Raw genomic sequence first — 20,903 nt, 5'->3', positions numbered from 1 at the left:
GCGTGGCGGTCGTACGCGAGTTCGAGAACGACGATTACCTGCCGGAGTACGGGCTGCTCGTGCTGCGCGACGTGAACGTGTCGTGGTCCCCGCATGACACCGGGCCACCGCGCGACCGCGACAGCGGCGAGGAGCCGACCGGCACGTTCGCTGCCGCCGGCGGCGGGTGGTTGACCTGCCAGGCGGGCAGCGGCCATCACGTGGTGCGCCTGGAGCTGCACGACAGCCCACCGGCGGCCGACCACGACTCGTTCGACGATGTGGCGGAGACGCCGTACCTGGCGGGTTCCGGCGGCCTGTGCCTGACCTATCTGACCGGCGGCGCCGGCGGTCTCGCCGACCTTGAGCTGGGCGCCGGGCCGTACTTCCGGGTCCGGGTGGCCCGCCGCCGCGGCGACACCCCCGACGGCGCCGGCGATCGCTGGCTGCTGCGCTTCTGGCCCGATCCGGCCGTGTCCCCGCCGGTGTGGCTGGTGCGCGGCGCCCCCGCGGTCGGTCCGGGTTACAGCGGCTGGCAGGCGGAGTTGCAGTACGAGCCGATGGAGTTGAGCGGCATCGTCGCCGCCGTGGCCCGCGAACTGGGCCGGCCGCCGACCGCGGACGACGTCGAGGCGTGGGGTGTCGCGCACCAGCGACCCGCCGGCTGGCTGGACGTCCCGATGCGGCAGCCCCCGCGCCCGCCGCTGACCACCGGTCACGCTGACCTGGACGAGCGGAAGGCCGCTCAGCACCGCGAGGTGACCGATCGTCTGGCCGCGGAGCAGCGCCGTCTCGACGAGATCGCGGCGGAGCTGGGGGTGGCCCCGGTGCGCCGCAAGCGCGACGCGCTGCCGCTGCTGGCCGCCGCCGGGATCCTGCGGCGGGAAGGCCCGCAGGGGTATGTGGTCGGGCAGCCGGCCCGGGTGGACACGGTGCTGTCCCTGCCGCCGGAGCGGGTGCGGGCGGTGATGTTGCAGGATGCCCGTAGCCGGTACGGCGGGCTCGCGGAGGATCTCCGGTCGATCCTGCGATGGGCGCCGAGCCTGCCGTGGGAGACCAGCCTGCCGTCGCTGGCCGAGCGGTTGTTGGTCGGTGAGGGTGAGTTGCGGGAGGTGCTGGCGTTCGCGGAGCAGAACGCCCAACTGCACGCCTCCGCCGCCTCTCCGTCCTCCTCGTCTTCCGCCGCACCCTGGTCCGCAGGCGTCGGATCGGTGCTGTGGTTGGAGTCCGGGCCCCGACCTTCGCCTCCACCACCAACCGGTCCGGCGTCGGCCGGTCCGTCGACCGGCGGCGCGCGGCCAGCGACCTCCGGTGCGAGCCGGCCTGGCACGCCGCCGCCGACTCCAGCGCGGCCGTCGGCTGCGTCGTCTGTGCCTTCCGCGCCTGCGACGCAGCCTGCTGCGCCCGATGTTTCTGCTGACCGTTCTGGTTCGAGCCGGCCTGGCACGCCGCCGCCGACTCCAGCACGGCCGTCGGCTGCGTCCTCTGTGCCTTCCGCGCCTGCTGCGCCTGATGTTTTTGCTGACCGTTCCGGTTCTGCCGGGTCGGTTGAGCCGGATGCCTCCACACCTGCGGGGCCGGCCATGGCAGCGGGACCAACGCCACCTGCATCGTCCGCTTCGGCGATGCCGCCCGTGCCGGTAAGGCCTGCTGCGCCGGAGTCACCCGGTGGGACGGCGATGCCTATGAAAGCTCCCGTGCCGGTAAACGCGAGCGCGCCGGTGACGCCACCCGGGTCGGTGAGACCGCCCGCGCCGGACGGACCAGGGACGTCCGGCGAGTCTGCCACCTCAGACGCAACGGCCACACCGTCTGGGGACCAGGCCGCCACTGTTGCCCGGCCGGCCGGAACGGAACGAGCAACTCCCGGTCGTAGGCGAGCCGTGCCGCCGCCAGGCCCGCGCCAGGCGGGCGAAGACGCACCGGTGGTGGAGGTCCGGGGGCTCATGGCGAGGTTGACGTTCAACGCCCCGGCGGGTGCCCGCTGGTCGATGAGCAGCCGGGAACGTGAGCGGGATCAACCACCGATCCCGCCGCTCGGCGCGCCACCGCGGGCAGGGATCCTCGAAAGTGACGGCACGGTGGTGGAGTGGCGTGACGGCGCCCGGGTGGAACTCGCCCGTCTCGCTCCCGCACGCCGGTGGATGCGGGCCTTGCAGACCGCCTGCGGCGTGTTGGTGTTCGGCCATGACCAGCCGGCGCAATTGATCTCCGCCGACGGCACCGTGACCGACGTGGCCGACCTGCGGTCACCCGGTATGGCGTGGCTGCTGGGTGACGGCCGCCGGCTGGCGGTCTTCGACAGCTCCCACCACCGGCTGGAATCCCGATACCGGTTGCGGTTGCTCGACCTGACCGGCAGCCCAGCCGTGACCATGCCCTGGCCGGCCGACCAGCCCTTCGGCGTGCTCGGCGTCCACCGCGACGCGATCTTCTTCGCGGACCCGATCAGCGCCGGCGTCACCATGCGCTGGACTCCCGGAACCGACCCGGAGCCGCACCCACACCCGCTGCAGCAGATCGACCCACTCACCGGCACCGGCACCATTCGTACCCGGGAGGGCATTTCGGTGATCCGCCCCGACGGCGCCTCGGTAACCGTGCCGATCGACACCACCGCCCGCCTGGCACTGGGCGGCAACCAGCTGTGGACGATGCGCAGCCACCCACCCGCGCTGACTCTCTTCCCGATCGAGCCGGGCCCCCACGTGGAGCCGCAGGTGTGGTGGCTACCCGAGGACCGCCGCCGATCACCCCAGGGCACGTTCCGCGAACCGTTCTGGGAAGACTCCAGCCACGTACTGTTCGGCTACCACCTCTGGCATTTCCCCCAGGAACCTGCAATCGGCCTACGCCTCTCCCTGACAGACGGCACAGTCGAACGGCTCCCCGCCGCCGGCCGCCCCGGCCAATCGGTCACCTTCATAGAACCCCTGCACGTGGTGCCGTAGCCGGATGACCGCGCGACCAGCCAGCACGGACCCCGCCCTTATGGGCTGGGACCGCAGGTTGCCGTGCCGGCAATGGACGCCGCGTTGGCGGGCCAATAACGAAAGTAACCTGCGGACAATGTCTGCGGTCCGGAGCAAACCGGGCAACGTCCCATCGATCGCCGGCGGGAATGTCACATCCCCATGGCAGTGTCGGGCCCATGGATGTCGCAGCGGAGCGTGCAGCGAGCCCCGAGGACCTGAGCCGCCTCATCGTCGAGCGGCTCAACGCCGGTGATCTCGATGGCCTGGTCGCGCTCTACGAGCCGGAAGCGGCTCTCGCCCTGCCCGACGGCCAGGTCGCGACGGGTGCCAGCGAGATCCGCGATGCCTACGAACGCCTGCTGGCCGACCGGCCGACATTCGAGCCAGGCACCCCACTTCCCACGCTGACCGCCGGGGAGCTGGCGCTCACGTCGACCCGCCTGACCGACGGAACGATCACGGTCGAGGTGGCTCGCCGACAAGCTGACGGGACCTGGCGGTGGGTGCTCGACCAGCCCACCTTCGTGCGACCGGCAGGCTCCTCCCAGGAGCTACCGAAATAGCACTCGCTGTCGCTGTCGCTGTCGCTGTCGCTGTCGCTGTCGCTGTCGCTGTCGCTGTCGCGAGCGGCGAGCGGCGAGCGGCGAGCGGCGAGCGGCGAGCGGCGAGCGGCGAGCGGCGAGCGGCGAGGGCCGTTGTGGTGGCTATCGCCCGCGGCGAGGGCCGTCGCCAGCGCGGGGCGGTCGCCGTCGCGCGTGTCCAAGGGGTCGCTGTCGCGGTGACTGTCGCCAGCGCTGGGTTGTTGCTGTCGCGGTGGCCGAGCTTGTCGCGCTCGCCGGCGCTTTCGCCAGCCTTGAGGGCTATCGCTGTCGCGCTCGCCGGCGCTTTCGCCAGCCCGGAGGGCGGTTGCTGTCGCGGTCGCTGTCGCCAGCGCCGGGCTGTCCCCACCGCGGTCGCAGCGGTCGCCGGAGCGTCAGCGCCCGGCAACGGCGGCGTTCGGTGGGAAGCGCTTCGTCCGCCTGCGGGTGAGCTTGTTGGGTGAAAGCGCGCGAATGGCGATCAACTCGGATTGTGGGTCCTCGGGCGGGCGTCCGGACGGCGGTGAGGGCGGCGCCTACCGCCTGGGAACCGGCATCCGGACGACGCCCGCTCGGCCCGCTACTTCCCGCTCGGCACCTGGTCGGTGACCTCTTCGTAGCCGACCGGGGCCGGTGCCTCGGTCGGCGTGTAGATCACCCGGATCACACCGGTCGGGAAGGACTCGGTCGCCGCAACCTTCAGGTGGTAGGCGGTGTCGCCCTCGTCGAACAGCTTGCGGCCCTTGCGCGCCGCGACGGGGTGGATGAGCAGACGAAGCTCGTCGACGAGGCCGGCGGCGAGCAGCTGCTGCACCACGGAGATCGATCCGGGGATGATGAGGCCCTTGATGCCGGCGTCGGCTTTGAGCGCGGTGACAGCGTCGACCAGATCGCCGTCGATCACTTCCGAGTTGCGCCAGGTGAACTCGAGCTGCTGACGCGAGACGACCACCTTGCGCATGTCGCCGAGTTGCTTGGCGAAAGGCGCGTCCTCGCCGCCTGCCGCCTCCCGATCGGGCCACGCGCCGGCGAAGCTGCCATAGGTTTCCCGGCCGATCAGCAGCACATCAGCCGTGTCGTAGTCCTCAGCAACAGCGCGGCCCATGGCTTCGTCGAAGTAGGGGAAGTGCCAGTCCGGGTCGATCTCGGCGACGCCGTCGGCCGAGATGAACAGGGTGGAGATGACCTTTGCCATGGTGTTGATCCCTTCGTATCAGGTGGTTTCGTGGGTGTAGACCGGCGTCGCGACCAGAACTCATCGGCCGGCGGAAACAAAATCAACAACACGGATCAGCCGAGGCTCACCGGGCCCATCTTGCGGACTTCTGCAGCGAGTTCGCGATCGATCCCGGCAGCGTGCTGATCGTTTCACTCGAGCGTGCAGTGGCTGCGCACCCCTGTGCATGATCGAAACAGCGGAGAGCGTGGCACGGCGGGGGACAGGTTCCGGTGACCGAATGGTGGTCGAGTGAGGCGCCCGACGGAGACCGAGGACAAGCGCGTCACCGTGCACTCACCGGCGTGAGGAACTCATGAGCGCCTCGCAACCGGGTGGTCAACCGGGACTGCGTCACGGTGCAGTCCAGCCGCACCTCCAGGGCTCCCGGCGGGCCGGACCCGGCACGCAGGCCGGCTGGCAGGGCGGCTTCGGAGAGACCGTCGCGGCGGGCGATCAGCCGCCCGAGTTCGTGCCGGCTGACAGCGTCACGGCCGGCGACATGATGGATCCCCGTGTAGGCCGAGCCCGCCAGCTCCAACAGGGCCGCGGCGAGGTCGGCGACGTGGACGGGGCATCGCACGTCATCGGTGAACAGCACGCCGGCGGCGGCACCGGACGCGAGCGCGTGCACATGCCGTTCGTGCACTGACGCCCCGCCGCCGATGATGAGCGAGGTCCGCGCGATGACCGCTCCCCGGTCCAAGCCCTTGACGGCGGTCTCGGCTGCTGCCTTGGCCGCCCCATAGGGCGTCACCGGATCGGGCGGGCACTCCTCGTCATAGCTCGCCGCGCGGCCGGCGAACACCGCGTCGCTGGATATGTGCACCAACCGGGCGCCAGCTTCGGCGGCCGCCGCAGCCACGTGCATCGCTCCGTCGGCGGTGGTCGTCCAGTCGGACTGCCGGAACGCGGCGTTGACGATCGTGCTGGGTTTGATTCGCCGGACCAGCTCCGCGACCTCTGGCCGGCTGCGGATGTCGAGCGGTCGCCAGTCGACACCGTCGACTTCGGCGGCGCGCTGATGGAACGTAGCGGCGACCGCCGCACCGGCCCTGCGGGCCTGCGCGGCGATCTCCCGGCCGAGTAATCCACTTCCGCCGATCACGAGGAGATCCACCCGAAGCACGGTACGCGGACGGGCAATCCGCAGCTGCTCGTCGGCCCGCAGGAAACCGTTCTCCGGCGGAAGCTCCTCACCTGGAGGGCGTTGCGCCGTGATGAACCTGCGCAGCGCGGCCACCACCAGGGCGAATAGCGCAACGGCCGCGCAGAGGTTCTGAAACCAGCCCGGGCGCTGACTCGGCGTGCACGACAACCGCATGCGGGAGGCGGGGAGACGCTCCAGAACCCTCCAAGGCGGGTCCGTTTCTGTCTCGTCGAATCGACGGCTGGCGAGGACCACCATCTCAGGCTCGGCTCACCAGACGGGCGACCGCGTTGCGGGCCAGCAGGCCCGGGCGGGTGGCCGGGATCAGGAGACCCGCCGCACGCTTGATGTTGCGTTGTTTCGGGCGGACCAGGCGCCGGTGCCGTGCTTCATAACGGCGGTAGGCGAGGGCCGGCCGGTGCGGCTCGTCGGCCAACGCTGTGGCGAGGGTGTGCGCGCCGGCCACGGCCAGACTGGAACCGTCGCCGAGCAGGGAGACGCAGGAGGCCGCGTCACCGAGCAGCGCGGCCCGGCCCTGATGCCAGGACGGGACACGCACCCGGCAGACCGCATCGAAATAGAAGTCGTCCGTCACTCGCAGGCGGTCCAGCAGATCGGGCACGCGCCAGCCCATCTCCGCATAGGCCGAAATGACGGCCGCCCGCTGCTCGCCGGGATCGCGACGCCCGGGAACGGGCGGGCTGCGGAAGATGAAGGCCGCCATCGCATCGCCACTGGCAGGGTGAATCGACACCAGCCGGCCCGGAGTGTTGCACAGCAGGACCTCGTCGCCGTGGTCGGCCGGGCCGCCGAGCGGCATCGTGGCCACATAGAGGCCGAGGGGCTCGACGAACCGGGTCTCCGGGCCGAACACGAGGCGCCGCACCGTCGAGTGCAACCCGTCTGAGCCGATGAGCACGTCGAACCGGCGCGGTGCGGCGTGCTCGAAGGTCACGTCCACGCCGCCGGCATCCTGGCGCACAGCGGTGACCGTGTCGTCCAGGAGCAACTCGGCATCCTCACGGACCGCGGCGAAGAGGATGGTTGCCAGGTCGCCGCGAGGAACTTCCACCTCGTCCCCTTTGGCGGCGGGCATCGGGATGCGGGCGATGCGCCGCCCCGCCACGTCGACCACTCGCATCGCGGTGGCGTGGGTGGCGGCCTCACGCAGGCGGGGCAGGATGCCCATCTGCCGAGCCACGGGAACTGCGGGGCCGCGAATGTCGACCGGGTTGCCGCTGGAGCGCAGACCTTGCGCCCGCTCCACGAGGGTGACCTGCCATCCCCGCCGGGCCAGCCAGAAGGCGAGTGTCGGGCCGGCGATGCCCGCCCCGGAGATCAATGCCGTCGCTGAAGTCATACCGGCAAGCTATCCGCACTCAGTGCAGAAATGCAACGGGTGCAAATACGCACTCGATGCCGTATGCTGCCGGTGTGACACTTCGCGATCGGAAACGAGCCCGGACCCGGCAGGCGCTCGTCGAGGCTGCTGCCGGCCTGTTCGAGCGGCAGGGCTACGACGAGACGACCATCGCGCAGATCTCAGCCGAGGCGGAGATCGGCACGAGGACGTTCTTCAGCTACTTCGCCAGCAAGGAAGACCTGCTGTTCCCGGAGAGCGACATCCGCGTGCACGCCACCTTCCACGCGATCGCCAACCGCCAGCCGGACGACGGCCCCGCCGAGATCCTGCTGCGGGCCTTGCGCCAGGTCGGCGAGGACAGTGATGACCTGGCCGGCCGGCTCGCCGCGCTCCGGTTGCGACTGATCCGCACGGTGCCGGCTGTCCGGGGCCGCGCTCTGCAGATTCAGTTGGACGCGCAGCGCGAGATCGCTCGGCAGTTGGCAGCCGCGTTCCCGGAGTCGCTCGACGAGGTCAGCGCCGCCGCGTTGACGGGTGCTTTCGTCGGCGCTGTGACCGGTGCCCTGCAGGTCCTGCTGGAGGACGCCGGCAACACCGACGACCCCGCCGTGGTGCGGCACGCCGTGCAGGTGGCGGTTGATGCGGCGCTGTCCCCGTGGCTCCGGGACCGGTCATGATCAAGATGGGCGGGGCGGCCGTTCCCACGGATTCCTCGCTCGTGATCACGCTCGACATGCGGACTTTCACCAACGGGTCTAGGGTCGGGTCTCATGGGCGTCCGCACCTGGATCGAGGGGTGGCCGGTCTATCGGCAACTCACCGGCACCGACCCGCTGGGGCGGGGCGCGGCCGCGCAGTCCGTCCGCTCGCGCGAGCTGGCGGCCCGCACCGGGACGGCCGACTCGATGGCCCGGTCGGTGTGCCCCTACTGTGCGGTCGGCTGCGGACAGCGGATCTTCGTCAAGGACGGCGAGGTCGTTCAGATCGAAGGGGATCCCGACAGCCCGATCTCCCGGGGGCGGCTGTGCCCGAAGGGCTCAGCCAGCAAAAGCCTGGTGACGAGCCCGCGCAGGGTGCGCAAGGTGCTCTACCGTCGGCCCTTCGGAACCGAGTGGGAAGAGCTCGATCTCGACACGGCGATGGACATGATCGCCGACCGGGTGCTCAGCGCCCGGGACGCCACCTGGGAAGACCGCGACGACGAGGGTCGGCCGCTCAACCGGACGCTGGGCATCTCCAGCCTGGGCGGGGCGACTCTGGACAACGAAGAGAACTACCTGATCAAGAAACTGTTCACCGCGCTCGGCGCCCTACAGATCGAGAACCAGGCGCGCATTTGACACTCCGCCACCGTTCCCGGTCTGGGAACCAGCTTCGGCCGTGGCGGGGCCACCGGATTCCTCCAGGATCTGGCAAACGCGGACTGCATCATCATTCAGGGTTCCAACATGGCTGAGGCGCACCCGGTGGGCTTTCAGTACGTGGTGGAGGCGAAGAACCGCGGCGCGAAGGTCATCCACATCGATCCGCGGTTCACCCGGACCAGCGCGCTCGCGCACTCCTTCGTGCCGATGCGGGCCGGCGCGGACATCGCCTTCCTGGGCGGCGTGATCAACTACATCCTGAGCAACGAGAAGGACTTCCGGGAGTACGTGGTCGCGTACACCAACGCGTCCATGATCGTCAGCGAGGAGTTCCAGGACACCGAGGACCTCGACGGCCTGTTCTCCGGCTTCGACAGCGAGCTGAACGTGTACGACCAGAGCAGCTGGCAGTACGCGGGGCAGAAGGACGAAGGCCAGGAGGAGGAAGAGGCGCACGCTGACCGGGAGACCGCCTCCGGTCTGGAGCAGGAGTCGCACGGCCCGCCGGTGCCCGCCGGCGTGCCCCGCGACCTGACCCTGCAGCACCCGCGGTGCGTGTACCAGATCCTCAAACGGCACTATGCCCGCTACACGCCCGAGGTCGTCGAGCGCGTCTGCGGTGTGCCGCCGGAGAAGTTCCTCGAGGTGTGCGAGGCCTGGACGGCGAACTCGGGACGCGAGCGCACCACCACGCTGGTGTACTCGGTCGGCTGGACGCAGCACAGCGTCGGCGTGCAGTACATCCGCACCGGCGCGATCATCCAGCTGCTGCTGGGCAACATGGGCCGGCCCGGCGGCGGTGTGCTGGCGCTGCGCGGGCACGCCAGCATCCAGGGCTCGACCGACATCCCGACGCTGTTCAACCTGCTGCCCGGCTACCTGCCGATGCCGCATCACCGCCAGCACGAGACATTCCGGCAATGGGTCGACGCGATCCGCAACCCCGAGCAGAAGGGTTTCTGGGCCAACGCCGAGAGCTACGCGGTGAGCCTGCTCAAGGCCTACTGGGGCGAGTCGGCCACCGCGGACAACGACTGGGGCTACGGCTGGCTGCCCCGGCTCACCGGGGACCACGGCACCTACCAGCAGGTGCTCGACATGATCGACGGGAAGATCAAGGGATACTTCCTGCTCGGTCAGAACCCGGCGGTCGGCTCGGCGCACGGCAAGGCGCAGCGGCTCGGCATGGCCAACCTCGACTGGCTGGTCGTGCGAGACCTGTTCCTGATCGAGAGCGCCACCTTCTGGAAAGACGGGCCGGAGGTCGCCACCGGCGAGATCGTCCCCGAGCAGTGCCGCACCGAGGTGTTCTTCCTACCGGCCGCCTCGCACGCGGAGAAGGAGGGCACCTTCACCCAGACGCAGCGGTTGTTGCAGTGGCGGGAGAAAGCGCTGGACCCGCCCGGTGACTGCCGTTCCGAGCTGTGGTTCTTCTACCACCTCGGTCGCCGGGTCCGGCAGAAGCTGGCCAACTCCACGCTGCCGCGCGACCAGGGGCTGCTCAACCTCACCTGGGACTACCCGATGCACGGTGACGAGCCGGACGCCGAGGCCGTGCTCCGTGAGATCAACGGCTACGACGTGGCGACCGGCGCACCGTTGCCCGGCTTCGCGGGGCTCAAGGCCGACGGCAGCACCGCCTGTGGCTGCTGGATCTACTCCGGGGTCTTCAAGGACGGGGTGAACCAGGCGGCGCGTCGCCGGCCCGGCCGCGAGCAGGACTGGGTCGCCGCCGAGTGGGGCTGGGCGTGGCCGATGGACCGGCGCCTGCTCTACAACCGGGCGTCCGCCGATCCGGACGGCCGGCCCTGGTCGGAGCGGAAGAAATACGTGTGGTGGGACCCGGAAGCTGGTGAGTGGACCGGCTACGACGTGCCCGACTTCGAACGGGACAAGCCGCCGTCCTACCGTCCGCCGGACGGGGCCACCGGCGTCGAGGCGATCTCCGGCGACGATCCGTTCATCATGCAGGGCGACGGAAAGGGCTGGCTGTACGCACCGAGCGGCCTGATCGACGGGCCGCTGCCGACACACTACGAGCCGGCCGAGTCCCCGGTCCGCAACCCGCTCTACGGTCAGCAGGCGAATCCCACGCGGAAGGTGTACGACCGGGCGGACAATCCCATCAACCCCAGCCTGGACGAGGCGTACCCGTACATCTTCAGCACCAGCAGGCTGACCGAGCACCACACCGCGGGCGGGATGAGCCGGCAGTTGGCGTACCTGTCTGAACTGCAGCCGGAGATGTTCGTGGAGGTCTCACCGCAGCTGGCCGCGGAACGCGGCCTGGAACACCTCGGCTGGGCGCACATCGTCACCGCCCGGGCGGCGATCGAGGCGCGGGTGATGGTGACCGACCGGCTCACCCCGCTGCGGATCGACGGCAGGGTCGTGCACCAGATCTGGATGCCCTACCACTGGGGCGGCGAGGGCCTGGTGACCGGTGACTCGGCCAACGACCTGATCGGCATCGTGCTGGACCCCAACGTGCTCATCCAGGAGAGCAAGGTGGGTACCTGCGACATCCGGCCCGGCCGGCGGCCGACCGGGCAGGAGCTGCTGGACTATGTGGCCGGCTATCGCAGACGGGCGGCGCGCGATGGGACATAACAGCCTCTACGGGCCACTCGACCCGGCGCCGGAGGCGGGATACACCGACGCGCCGCCACGCATGGGGTTCTTCACCGACACCAGCGTGTGCATCGGCTGCAAGGCGTGCGAGGTGGCCTGCAAGGAGTGGAACCTGGTGCCGGACGACGGGTTCGACCTGCTCGGCACCTCCTACGACAACACCGGTGGGCTGACCGCGAACTCCTGGCGGCACGTCGCGTTCATCGAGCAGCCGGCCGTCGACGTTCTTGCCACGGCCGCGGAGCCACAGTTCCTCGGGATGCCCGGCAGCGATCTGCCGGGCCGCACCACGGATGCGCCACGCAGCGATTTCCGCTGGCTGATGATGTCCAACGTGTGCAAGCACTGCACGCACGCCGGCTGCCTGGACGTGTGCCCGACCGGGTCGCTGTTCCGCACCGAGTTCGGCACCGTGGTGGTGCAGGAGGACATCTGCAACGGGTGCGGTTACTGCATCCCGGCCTGTCCCTACGGCGTGATCGACCGGCGGGAGGGCGACGGCCGGGCATGGAAGTGCACCATGTGCTACGACCGGATCGGCGACGGGCTGACGCCTGCCTGCGCGCAGGCCTGTCCGACGCAGTCCATCCAGTACGGCGAGCTCAGTGAACTTCGCGACCGCGCCCAGCAGCGCGTCGACCAGCTGGGCGAGCAGGGCGTTGCCGGGGCCCGGCTGTACGGCCACGACCCCGGCGACGGCGTCGGCGGCAACGGTGCGTTCTTCCTGCTGCTGGACGAACCCGAGGTGTACGGTCTGCCGCCGGATCCGGTGGTTCCCAGCCGTGACCTGCCGGCCATGTGGAAACGGGCCGGCCTGGCCGGGCTCGCGATGGCCGCCGCTGTTGCCGTCTCGTTCTTGGGCGGCCGTTCATGAGCCGTCACGACGAGGCGCGCGAGGAGAGCCCCGGTCTGCCCGGTGGAGAGCACGGGGGAGGGAACACTGAGGGGAGGCAAGTGACGGGGCGGGACGGTTCGAGGGATGCCGGGCGCCGGGATGGCGGACGCCGAGCGGGTCGTGGGCGGGGCGGTGACCGGTCAATGGTGCCGGCGGCGGAATTCCGCTCCTACTACGGTCGGCCGATCGTGCGTCCGCCGGTCTGGCATCACGACATCGCGGCGTACCTGTTCACCGGTGGCCTGGCTGCCGGCTCCGCGTTGCTGGCCGCCGGTGGGGACGCCACCGGCCGGCCCGCGCTGCGCCGTGCCGGGCGTGCCACCTCGCTCGGTGCCCTGGTCGCCAGCACCTACTTCCTGGTCAGTGATCTCGGGCGTCCGGAGCGGTTCCACCACATGCTGCGGGTTGCGAAACCGACCTCGCCGATGTCGGTGGGCACCTGGATCCTCAGCGCGTTCGGGGCCGCCGCGGGGGTTTCGGCCGCTGCTGAACTGGCGCCGCTGCTGCCAGGGTCCCTCCGCCGTGTCGTGACGCCGCTGGGCACGGCCGGGCAGTACGCGGCTGCGGCCGCGGCGCCGGCGCTCGCGACCTATACCGCGGTTCTGCTCGCTGACACGGCCACGCCGAGCTGGCACGCGGCGTATCCCGAGCTGCCCTTCGTCTTCGCCGGCAGCGCTCTGGCCAGCGGCGCCGGCGTTGGTCTGCTGGGCGCTCCAGCCCATCAGGCGGGGCCGGCTCGCCGGATGGCCGTGTTCGGCGCGGCCCTGGAACTGTATGGGGCGCACCGCGTGGAGACCTCCAAGGGGATCCTCAGCGAGCCCTACCGGCAGGGGCGGGCCGGGCGGCTGCTGCGTGCCGGTCGGGCGTTGACCGCCCTCGGCGTCGCGGGGGCGGTGCTCGGGCGGCGGAGCCGGATGATCTCGGGCCTTTCCGGTCTGTCCCTGCTCACCGCGTCGCTGGCGACCCGCTTCGGCATCTTCGAAGGCGGCGTGGCCTCGGCGAAAGACCCGAAGTACACGGTCGTTCCCCAACGCGAGCGGCTGGCACTGAAGGAGTCCGGCGAGGGCTGACGGCACTGGCGGGACCACGGAGGTCGCCGGTGACGACGCTGCCCTGGCGGGACACCGGCGTCATCGGCCACGGCGCTGCCCGGCAGGCCAACAAGGTCGCGATGCTCGTCGCCGCAACTGAGCAGTTGGCTTCGAGCGGCTCCGAAATTGCGGGAGCGCGCCACGGGACAGCGACGGGGCGGCGCCAAGGGGTTGCGGCTACGAGGGCGGCCGGCTGCGGAGGGGGGACGATTTAAGGTTCTTTAAGGGGGAAACGCCTTGAACCGGGCATCGACGAGCTGCTTTATTTAACTCTCTTTACCGGAAGAGGTCATCCCCATGAACAGACGGACTCTGCTCGCCGCCGCCCTGTCCACCTCGGTCGCCGGTAGTCTCGGGGCGGTGGGTACCAGCCAGGCTTCGGCCGCTGCGCTCGACCCGAGCCTGCCGCCCGGCGGCAACTTCGACCTGTCGATCTGGGCCCTGCAGTTGCCTACCGGCAGTCCGGGCAAGCCGGACACGATCCCACCGTCGCGGCTCAAGGGTGCCTCCGGCTACAGCAACTCCTCGTTCTTCTGGACCGACAAGAACGACGGGTCGATGACGTTCTGGGCGCCGGAGAAGGGCGTCACCACGCCCAACTCGAAGTACGCGCGGTCGGAGCTTCGGGAGATGAACCCGAACGGGAGCGGGGCCGACTGGGCGCTGGCCGGGAATCACACGCTCAGCGCCCAGCTGCGCGTCGTGTCGGTCACCAAGAACGTCGCCGTCGGGCAGGTGAAGCTGGGCTCCGGTGGCACGTCGACCAAACCGCTCGCGGAACTCTACTACCGGCCCAACGGCGACATCTTCTTCGGCACTCAGAACTCACCCGACGCCAGCGGGCAGACCCTGCACCGGGTCGGCAACGTGGCGCTCGGCGTGAAGTGGACCTACGTGATCAACGTGTCCGGCAACCGGCTCCGTCTGACCCTGAACGGGACGCCGACGAGTTACACCATTCCGGCTGCGTTCAGCCCGTACCGGCAGTATTTCAAGGCCGGGTCCTACAACCAGTCGTCGTCGGAGAGCACCAGCAACGGGGCGAAGGTCAAGTTCTACAGCTTGACCGTACGGCACGGTTAGCCGAGGTACGAGGACAGGTTGCCGACGAGAACGGCCACCACGACCAGGACCGCCACGACGAAGCCCACGATGCCGAAGCCACGTGCGGCGCCGGGCTGAGACGGCGGGCCGTCGGTGGTCAGGCCGGCCAGCCACGCCGCCGCGGCGCCCAGCACGGCGGGGGCGCCGGACCACCAGACCGGCAGGCTGACCAGGGCCAGCGAGCCGAGGACGATCGCGCCGATCCGGGAACGGGCCGGGTCGCGGCGCAGCGGGAGAGCGATCGCCAGGGCCAGCAGCAGGCCGAGACCGCCGACCACGCTGATGCTCACGATGCTCTCGACCGGGCCTTCCGGACGGTGTGGATCGGTGTCGGTGAACACGATGTCGGCGACACGGAAGAGGATGTTGGCGACGGTGGTGAGCGCGAACGCGCCACCCACCAGAAGGGACGCGGGCAGGCCGCGAGAGGTGCGGCTCGAGGTTGTGTACGACATGACAACACCGTGCGCGCCGAACTGTCCCGGGCACCAGTCCCGCGATGTCCCGGCCTGTCCCGCGCCCCTGTGACCGCCCGGTCGACTGCTGCACGATGGTCCTGTGAACAACGGAGTGTCCGCCCCGGTCGCCGGTGCGGCGCTGGCCACCGCGGTGGGCGCGGCGCCGGCCCTCGTCGGGCTCGGCGACAGCCCGGTGCCGGCCGGTGCGCTGTACGGGCTGGGCTGGCCCGCGTTCGGACTGGCCGCGGCGCTGCTGCTCGACCGGGACCCACGGTCGCGTCTCGGCTGGGCGTTCACCGTGTTCGCCGTGGTTCCCGCGGTCGTCACCGGCGTCGCCCTGAGCGCAGCGGCCACGAATGGTGGGTGGCCGGCCGTCGAACGGCTCTGGGAGCGGCTCGGCATCGCCCCGGTCGTCGCGGTCCTCGCCGTCATCGGCTGGGGCGTGGACCTCACCGGGGACCGGATGTCGCGACGCCGCCTCGTCTGGCTCCTGACCGGCTCGGCCGCGCTGGTGGCCACGCTGTTGATCACCGCAAACACGACCGCGGCCAAAGTGACCACGGCAGACGCGAGCACGGCAGACGCGAGCACGGCTGACGCGACCCCGGCGCTCGCGGTCGTGATGACCCTCGGCCTGTGGGGCATCGCCGCCCTGGTCGTCCGCCTCGTGACGATCCGCGAGCTGCGGCCGGTCAGCGAACCGCTGGTCGACGCCGCGGTCGCCCTCGTCACGCTGCTGATCGGCGCCGGCGCCGGCACGCTGGTCCGGATCGGCGGCGAGCACGCCGGGGTGCCCCGCCCGGACCTCTCCGGCGCGTTCTCCGCGGTGGTGGCGGCCGTCCTCGTCCTCCCCGCCCTGCTGTGGCTGCGGCGCCAGTTCCTGACCCGCCGCTACGGCCCGGGCACGCTCTCCGCCGTCGACGTCGCCGAGATAACGGCCGACCTGCACAGCCGTACGGATGATGCTCGTGCATTGTTGGGCAAGGCCGCCGCGATGGTGGCCGCGGCCAGCGGCCATGAGCGGGTCGGCCTGGTGGTCGGTCCGGATCTGCCGGACGTGGCTGCCCACTGGGCGCTGTATCCGCTGGTCGTCGGGGGCGACCGGGTCGGCACTCTCTACCTGGAGCCGCGGCATCCGGAGGGGCCGGAGGCGCGTCAGGATCGGGTGGTGCGGCAGCTGCTGCCCACGGTGGCGCTGGTGGCGAAGGCTGTCGAGCTGGCTGTCGAGGCCGGTCATGTGCGCCGGGACCTGGCGCGCGAGCGCGACAGCGAGCGTGCCCGGATCCTCGGCGACCTGCACGACGGGCTGGGGCCGATGCTGGTCGGGATGAGCATGCGGGTGCGCGCCGAACTGCGTCACCGGCAGGATCCGGTCCTCGAGGTGCTGGCGAGCGAGCTCGCCGACTGCCGCAGTGACCTGCGCCGGGTCGTCTCCGGCCTGACCCCGTCCGTGCTGGACGACGGTGATCTCGGTGCCGCCCTCGACCGCCTGGTCGGGTCGTTCGCCGGGCAGGGGCCGGCGGTGACCCTCGACAGTGATCTGGACGGCGGGGTCGCGCCGGAGGTCGCGGTGGCGGTCTACCGGTCGGTCGCGGAGGCGCTCACGAACGCGGCACGCCCGCGCGGGAGCGGTTCTCGTGCGGGTGAGCAGTTCGGGTGGGGCGGTGGTGGTCGAGGTCACCGACGACGGGGTGGGCGGCCCGATCACGCCGGGCGTCGGCCTGTCGTCGCTGCGCCGGCGTGCGTCGGAGCTCGGCGGCAGCCTGCAGGTGTCCACCCGCGACGGGCAGGGCACCCGGCTCTGCCTGCAACTACCCACTCAAAGGGCGGCGCGATGATCAGAGTGCTGGTGGCCGACGACCACCCCATCGTGCTCGCCGGCCTCTCCGCCCTCGTCGAGTCCGACCCCGCCCTGCACCTGGTCGCCGCGGTCCGCTCCGCCGCCGAGGCCCGCGCCGTCACCACCGAGGCCGACATCGCCGTGCTCGACCTGCGGCTGCCCGACGGCGACGGCATCAGCCTCGGCGCCGCCCTCAAACAGCGCCACCCCGGCCTGCGCGTGCTCGTCTTCACCATGCACGCCGACGACCAGTCCGTCGTCCGCAGCCTCGGCGCCGGCCTCGACGGCTACCTGCTGAAGGACTCCGACCCGGAGGACGTCCTCGCCGCCATCCACTCCGCCGCCCGCGGCGCCCTGGTCCTCGGCCGCGGCGCGCAGGCCGCGGTGGTCGCCGCGGCCCGCACCGCACCACCCCCGCCCGGCCTGGCCGCGCTCGACTCCCGTGACCTGGAGATCCTCGAACTGCTCGTCCGCGGGCTCTCCACGAACCAGGTGGCGGCCCGGCTGTTCCTGGCCCCGAAGACGATCCGGAACCGGATCTCGGAGATGCTCGGCAAGCTCGGCGTCGCCACCCGCGAGGACGCGATCGCCCTGGGCCGCGCCGGCGGCCTCAGCGCACGATGATCGTGACGTCGTCCCGGCGGGGCACCAGCTCGCCGACCACCGGGTGACCGGGCAGCTCCCCGGCGACCAGCAGGCCGCCGGAGGTCTGCGCGTCCGCCAGCAGCAACAGGTCGCCCTCCGCGACGGCGCCGGTGTCGGCGTGCGGGCGTACCCAGTCCAGGTTGCGGCGGGTGCCGCCGCTGACGTGGCCGTCCCGCAGAGCCTCCCGGGCGCCGTCCAGGAACGGGACCGCCGCGGCGTCGACGCGCGCGGTGACCCCGCTGGCCCGGGCCAGTTTGTGCAGGTGGCCGAGCAGGCCGAAGCCGGTCACGTCGGTCGCGCACACGATGCCGGCGGCCAGGGCGGCCGCGGCGGCGTCCCGGTTCAGCGTGGTCATCGCCGCGATCGCCTGCGGGAAAACCTCGCCGGTGGCCTTGTGCCGGCTGTTCAGCACACCGACCCCGAGCGGCTTGGTGAGGGTGAGCGGCACCCCGGCCGTCCCGGCGTCGTTGCGCATCAGCCGGGCCGGGTCGGCGACGCCGGTGACCGCCATGCCGTACTTCGGTTCCGGATCGTCGACGCTGTGCCCACCAGCCACATGGCACCCCGCCTGCCGGGCCACGTCCAGGCCACCGCGCAGCACCTCGGCGGCCAGCTCCATCGGCAGCACGTCCCGCGGCCAGCCGAGCAGGTTCACCGCGACGACCGGGGTGCCGCCCATCGCGTACACGTCGGACAGGGCGTTGGCGGCGGCGATCCGGCCCCAGTCGTAGGCGTCGTCGACGACCGGGGTGAAGAAGTCGGCGGTGGCGACCACCGCGGTGCCGGCGGCGATCCGCACGACCGCCGCGTCGTCGCCGTCGTCCAGGCCGACCAGCAGCTCACCGGGTCCCGCCGGGGCGGCGCCGCCGACCAGGCCTGCGACCACGTCCTCCAGCTCACCGGGCGGAATCTTGCAGGCGCAGCCGCCGCCGTGCGCGTACTGGGTCAGCCGGATCATCACCGCACTGTTTCACAGTTCGGCGGCGCGGGCCCGGTACAGGGCACGCTCGGCCTCGTTGCGGGTCAGCGCGGCGGCCCGCTCGAACGCGGCCCGCGCCTCGGCGGGCCGGCCGAGCCGGGCCAGCAGGTCGCCGCGGACCGCCGGCAGCTGCGGATAGTCGCGCAGGGACCGTTCCGCGCCCAGACCGTCCACGATGCGCAGCCCCCGGGCCGGATCGCCGGCCCGGCCCACCGCGACCGCCTGGTTGAGCCGCACCACCGGGGACGGCTGCAGGTAGGCGAGCACCTCGTAGAGCGCGGCGATCCGGGTCCAGTCGGTGTCCGCGGCGGTGTTCGCCCGCGCGTGACAGGCGGCGATGGCGGCCTGGATCGTGTAGCGACCGCCGCCGAGCGCCTCCGCCCGCTCCAGCGCCCGCAGGCCACGCCGGATCAGCAGCCGGTCCCAGCGGCGCCGGTCCTGGTCGTCGAGCAGCACCGGCCGGCCGGACGCGTCGGTGCGGGCCGGCAGCCGGGACGCCTGCAACTCCATCAGCGCGCTCAGGCCGTGCACCTCCGGCTCGTCCGGCAGCAGACCGGTCAGGACCCGGCCGAGCCGGATCGCCTCACGGCACAGCTCCGGCTGCGCCCAGTCGGTGCCGCCGGTCGCCGCGTACCCCTCGTTGAAGATCAGATAGAGCACGCCGAGGACGGTCCCGGTCCGCTCGGCGATCTCGGCGGGCGCCGGCATGCTGAACCGGACGCCCGCCTCGGCCAGGGTGCGTTTGGCCCGGACGATGCGCTGCGCGGCGGTGGCCTCGCTGATCAGGAACGCGCGGGCGATCGCCGGAGTGCTCAGCCCGCCGAGCAGGCGCAGGGTCAGCGCCACCCGGGACTCGGTGGACAGCACCGGATGCGCGGCCGTGAAGATCAGCCGCAGCAGGTCGTCGCCGATGTGGTCGTCGAGATCGGCCTCCTCCGGCCCGGGAACCGCGGTGGCGTCGCCGGCGAGGACCGCGAGCTTCTCCGCGTACCGCTGCCGGCGGCGGATCAGGTCGATGGCCCGGTGCTTGGCGGTGGCCCGCAGCCACGGGCCGGGTTCGCGGGGCACGCCGTCGCGCGGCCACTGCTCCAGGGCGATCACCAGGGTGTCCTGGGCGATCTCCTCGGCCGCGCCGACGTCCTGCAGGAGCCGGGCGAGGCTCGCCACGAGCCTCGCCGACTCGATCCGCCAGACCGCCTCCAGGACGGCCGCCGGGTCGCTGCTCAAGCGCCGGCCGCCGGGAAGTCCTCCGGGCCGAACAGTTTCAGCACGTCGACCTCACCCTCCCAGCCCGGCCACAGGTCCTGGTGGGCGCGCAGGAACCGGGACGCCCACTCGACCGCCTCCTCCTTCGAGCGCACCTCGTAGATCGCGTAGCTGATCACCTCCTTCGCCTCGGCGAACGGCCCGTCGGTGGTCATCAGCTCGCCGCCGGTCAGGCTCACCCGGGCGCCGCTGGCGCTCGGCGCCAGGCCGGAGGTGTCGAGCAGGCTGCCGGCCCGGGTGGCCTCCTCACCGAGGGCCATGATCGCGGCCATCAGCTCGGGCGGCGGCGGGGTGGCGGACTGCTTCGCGCGCAGCAGGGTCAGATAACGCATGTCGGCTCCAATCAGCGGTAGTGGGCGCAGACGGTCGAGAGCCAGGCGGACGCCAGAATCACGGCACCGGTGAAGCCGAACAGGCTCCACGCGCTGCCGCCGCCGGCGGCCAGCGCGGCAAAGGCCGCGAAGAACAACACCCCGGTTGCGTACGAGAAGAGCGCCAGTCTCCCGCGCAAGTGTCGTCCGAGCAGCAGACACGCCGCGACCAGCCCGAGGAATCCGATGCCGCCGAGCAGGAAGTGCAGCCCGCCGTGCCAGCTCACCGGCACTTCCTCCGGGGTGCCGGCCGGGAAGCCGCGCCCCGGGTCGGCGGCGAAGAACCCGGACCCGACCATGCCGAGCCCGTAGAGCCCGATCAGCACGCCCACCGCCCGGGAGGCGGCCCGGGACAGCCCGGCCGCGCCCGCCATGACGAGCAGCCCGGAGACGATCAGGGTGAGGCTGTGCACCCAGCCGAAGGGGCCGTTGGCCAGCATGCTCCAGGCGTGCCGGCTCGGGTCGAAACCGTCCCGCACGGCGATCTCGATCAGCGAGACCAGCACGTAGAGCGGGCCGGCCACGATGCCGGCGGTGAGCAACGTTCGCGTACGCATGGGGTGTTCTCCTCGTTCGACGGGCTGTTTCACCCCTTGCTCGAACGGCGTCACCGCGGATCGACACGCCCGCCGAACTTTTTCCGAACCAGCGACGGCACGCCGATGCGGTTACCGTGATCGGCGGAGGCGTTCAGGTGGCTGGTGCCCCTCGCGGTCTTCAAAACCGTTGTGGCCCGGTATCCGGGCCGGGCGGGTTCGATTCCCGTCCGCCTCCGCCAAAGACAGCACAGGAAGGGGCCTCGTGGATCCGCGGCGGCGCGTACCCCGTACCGATCTGGTTCTGGAGGATCCGCGCCTGCGAGCCGCCGCCGACACGCTCGGCCGGGCCACGGTGAAGGCGGCGGTCGTCGCCGCCCAGCAGCGCGCCCGGGACGGCCTGCTCGCGCCCGGCGCGGTCGCGGACGCGGCGGTGGCCGCGCTCCCGGTGACCGCGGGCGG

At 71.5% G+C, this 20,903-nt stretch carries 17 protein-coding genes, 1 tRNA gene and 2 pseudogenes; 12 read left to right on the top strand and 8 right to left on the bottom strand.

Annotated elements, in window-relative coordinates; all coding sequences use genetic code 11:
- Positions 1 to 2: 2 nt before the first annotated feature.
- The gene (locus tag AB0F81_RS38220) at positions 3 to 2,930 is read left to right on the top strand and encodes a hypothetical protein (RefSeq protein ID WP_360205823.1); all 2,928 of its coding nucleotides are present in this window, start codon (positions 3 to 5) and stop codon (positions 2,928 to 2,930) included.
- A 200-nt stretch (positions 2,931 to 3,130) separates the two neighbouring features.
- Positions 3,131 to 3,517 (top strand): nuclear transport factor 2 family protein, encoded by a 387-nt coding sequence (locus AB0F81_RS38215; protein WP_360205820.1) that lies wholly within the window; start codon positions 3,131 to 3,133, stop codon positions 3,515 to 3,517.
- 595 nt (positions 3,518 to 4,112) lie between these two features.
- Here the strand turns inward: AB0F81_RS38215 and AB0F81_RS38210 are convergent.
- The 3 genes from AB0F81_RS38210 to AB0F81_RS38200 all read right to left on the bottom strand — a co-directional run bounded on the left by AB0F81_RS38210 (position 4,113) and on the right by AB0F81_RS38200 (position 7,258).
- Entirely contained in the window at positions 4,113 to 4,727 is a 615-nt protein-coding gene (locus AB0F81_RS38210) for a dihydrofolate reductase family protein (RefSeq protein ID WP_360205817.1), read from the bottom strand.
- A 307-nt stretch (positions 4,728 to 5,034) separates the two neighbouring features.
- The gene (locus tag AB0F81_RS38205) at positions 5,035 to 5,868 is read right to left on the bottom strand and encodes a sugar nucleotide-binding protein (RefSeq protein WP_360205857.1); all 834 of its coding nucleotides are present in this window, start codon (positions 5,866 to 5,868) and stop codon (positions 5,035 to 5,037) included.
- Positions 5,869 to 6,157: 289 nt separating this feature from the next.
- Positions 6,158 to 7,258 (bottom strand): FAD-dependent monooxygenase, encoded by a 1,101-nt coding sequence (locus AB0F81_RS38200; RefSeq protein WP_360205814.1) that lies wholly within the window; start codon positions 7,256 to 7,258, stop codon positions 6,158 to 6,160.
- Positions 7,259 to 7,332: 74 nt separating this feature from the next.
- On the opposite strand from AB0F81_RS38200, the gene AB0F81_RS38195 reads away from it, so the two are divergent.
- The 5 genes from AB0F81_RS38195 to AB0F81_RS38175 all read left to right on the top strand — a co-directional run bounded on the left by AB0F81_RS38195 (position 7,333) and on the right by AB0F81_RS38175 (position 14,325).
- A complete protein-coding gene (locus AB0F81_RS38195) occupies positions 7,333 to 7,938 on the top strand; it encodes a helix-turn-helix domain-containing protein (RefSeq protein WP_360205811.1) in 606 nt (201 codons plus the stop codon).
- A gap of 93 nt (positions 7,939 to 8,031) precedes the next feature.
- On the top strand, positions 8,032 to 11,235 hold the full coding sequence (gene fdh / locus AB0F81_RS38190) for a formate dehydrogenase (RefSeq protein ID WP_360205808.1): 3,204 nt from the start codon (positions 8,032 to 8,034) through the stop codon (positions 11,233 to 11,235).
- Positions 11,225 to 12,130 carry a 4Fe-4S dicluster domain-containing protein gene (locus AB0F81_RS38185; RefSeq protein ID WP_360205805.1) on the top strand — a complete coding sequence of 302 codons (906 nt, stop codon included), beginning with the start codon at positions 11,225 to 11,227 and terminating at the stop codon, positions 12,128 to 12,130. Before fdh ends, AB0F81_RS38185 begins: the two co-directional genes overlap by 11 nt.
- A gap of 164 nt (positions 12,131 to 12,294) precedes the next feature.
- The gene (gene nrfD, locus AB0F81_RS38180) at positions 12,295 to 13,221 is read left to right on the top strand and encodes an NrfD/PsrC family molybdoenzyme membrane anchor subunit (RefSeq protein WP_360205802.1); all 927 of its coding nucleotides are present in this window, start codon (positions 12,295 to 12,297) and stop codon (positions 13,219 to 13,221) included.
- A gap of 318 nt (positions 13,222 to 13,539) precedes the next feature.
- The gene (locus tag AB0F81_RS38175) at positions 13,540 to 14,325 is read left to right on the top strand and encodes a polysaccharide lyase family 7 protein (protein ID WP_360205799.1); all 786 of its coding nucleotides are present in this window, start codon (positions 13,540 to 13,542) and stop codon (positions 14,323 to 14,325) included.
- Here AB0F81_RS38175 and AB0F81_RS38170 read toward each other — a convergent pair.
- Positions 14,322 to 14,801 carry a hypothetical protein gene (locus AB0F81_RS38170; protein WP_360205796.1) on the bottom strand — a complete coding sequence of 160 codons (480 nt, stop codon included), beginning with the start codon at positions 14,799 to 14,801 and terminating at the stop codon, positions 14,322 to 14,324. The two genes, AB0F81_RS38175 and AB0F81_RS38170, sit on opposite strands and share 4 nt — an antisense overlap.
- Positions 14,802 to 15,267: 466 nt before the next feature.
- Here AB0F81_RS38170 and AB0F81_RS38165 point away from each other — a divergent pair.
- The 3 genes and pseudogenes from AB0F81_RS38165 to AB0F81_RS38155 form a co-directional block, all read left to right on the top strand.
- Positions 15,268 to 16,245: pseudogene (locus AB0F81_RS38165) on the top strand (hypothetical protein); the annotation flags it as partial.
- Positions 16,246 to 16,339: 94 nt separating this feature from the next.
- The gene (locus AB0F81_RS38160; RefSeq protein WP_360205854.1) at positions 16,340 to 16,642 is read left to right on the top strand and encodes an ATP-binding protein; all 303 of its coding nucleotides are present in this window, start codon (positions 16,340 to 16,342) and stop codon (positions 16,640 to 16,642) included.
- Positions 16,639 to 17,268 carry a response regulator transcription factor gene (locus AB0F81_RS38155; protein WP_360205851.1) on the top strand — a complete coding sequence of 210 codons (630 nt, stop codon included), beginning with the start codon at positions 16,639 to 16,641 and terminating at the stop codon, positions 17,266 to 17,268. Before AB0F81_RS38160 ends, AB0F81_RS38155 begins: the two co-directional genes overlap by 4 nt.
- Here AB0F81_RS38155 and selD read toward each other — a convergent pair.
- The 4 genes from selD to AB0F81_RS38135 are packed head-to-tail and all read right to left on the bottom strand — an operon-like array spanning position 17,255 to position 20,462.
- Entirely contained in the window at positions 17,255 to 18,247 is a 993-nt protein-coding gene (gene selD, locus AB0F81_RS38150) for a selenide, water dikinase SelD (RefSeq protein WP_360205793.1), read from the bottom strand. The two genes, AB0F81_RS38155 and selD, sit on opposite strands and share 14 nt — an antisense overlap.
- A gap of 12 nt (positions 18,248 to 18,259) precedes the next feature.
- Positions 18,260 to 19,495 (bottom strand): DUF6596 domain-containing protein, encoded by a 1,236-nt coding sequence (locus AB0F81_RS38145; RefSeq protein ID WP_360205790.1) that lies wholly within the window; start codon positions 19,493 to 19,495, stop codon positions 18,260 to 18,262.
- Positions 19,492 to 19,866 carry a YciI family protein gene (locus AB0F81_RS38140; RefSeq protein WP_360205787.1) on the bottom strand — a complete coding sequence of 125 codons (375 nt, stop codon included), beginning with the start codon at positions 19,864 to 19,866 and terminating at the stop codon, positions 19,492 to 19,494. The genes AB0F81_RS38145 and AB0F81_RS38140 overlap by 4 nt, the downstream gene beginning before the upstream one ends.
- A gap of 11 nt (positions 19,867 to 19,877) precedes the next feature.
- Entirely contained in the window at positions 19,878 to 20,462 is a 585-nt protein-coding gene (locus AB0F81_RS38135) for a DUF998 domain-containing protein (RefSeq protein ID WP_360205784.1), read from the bottom strand.
- 125 nt (positions 20,463 to 20,587) lie between these two features.
- Between AB0F81_RS38135 and AB0F81_RS38130 the strand changes: the two genes are divergently transcribed.
- Positions 20,588 to 20,683: transfer RNA gene (locus AB0F81_RS38130), tRNA-Sec, on the top strand.
- A gap of 23 nt (positions 20,684 to 20,706) precedes the next feature.
- Positions 20,707 to 20,903, top strand: a pseudogene (locus AB0F81_RS38125) (L-seryl-tRNA(Sec) selenium transferase); the annotation flags it as partial.

The organism is Actinoplanes sp. NPDC024001 (assembly GCF_040638955.1).
Classification (GTDB): Bacteria; Actinomycetota; Actinomycetes; order Mycobacteriales; family Micromonosporaceae; genus Actinoplanes.
Note: the sequence above shows the minus strand (reverse complement) of the source record. Positions and strands in the feature narration are given on the sequence as shown.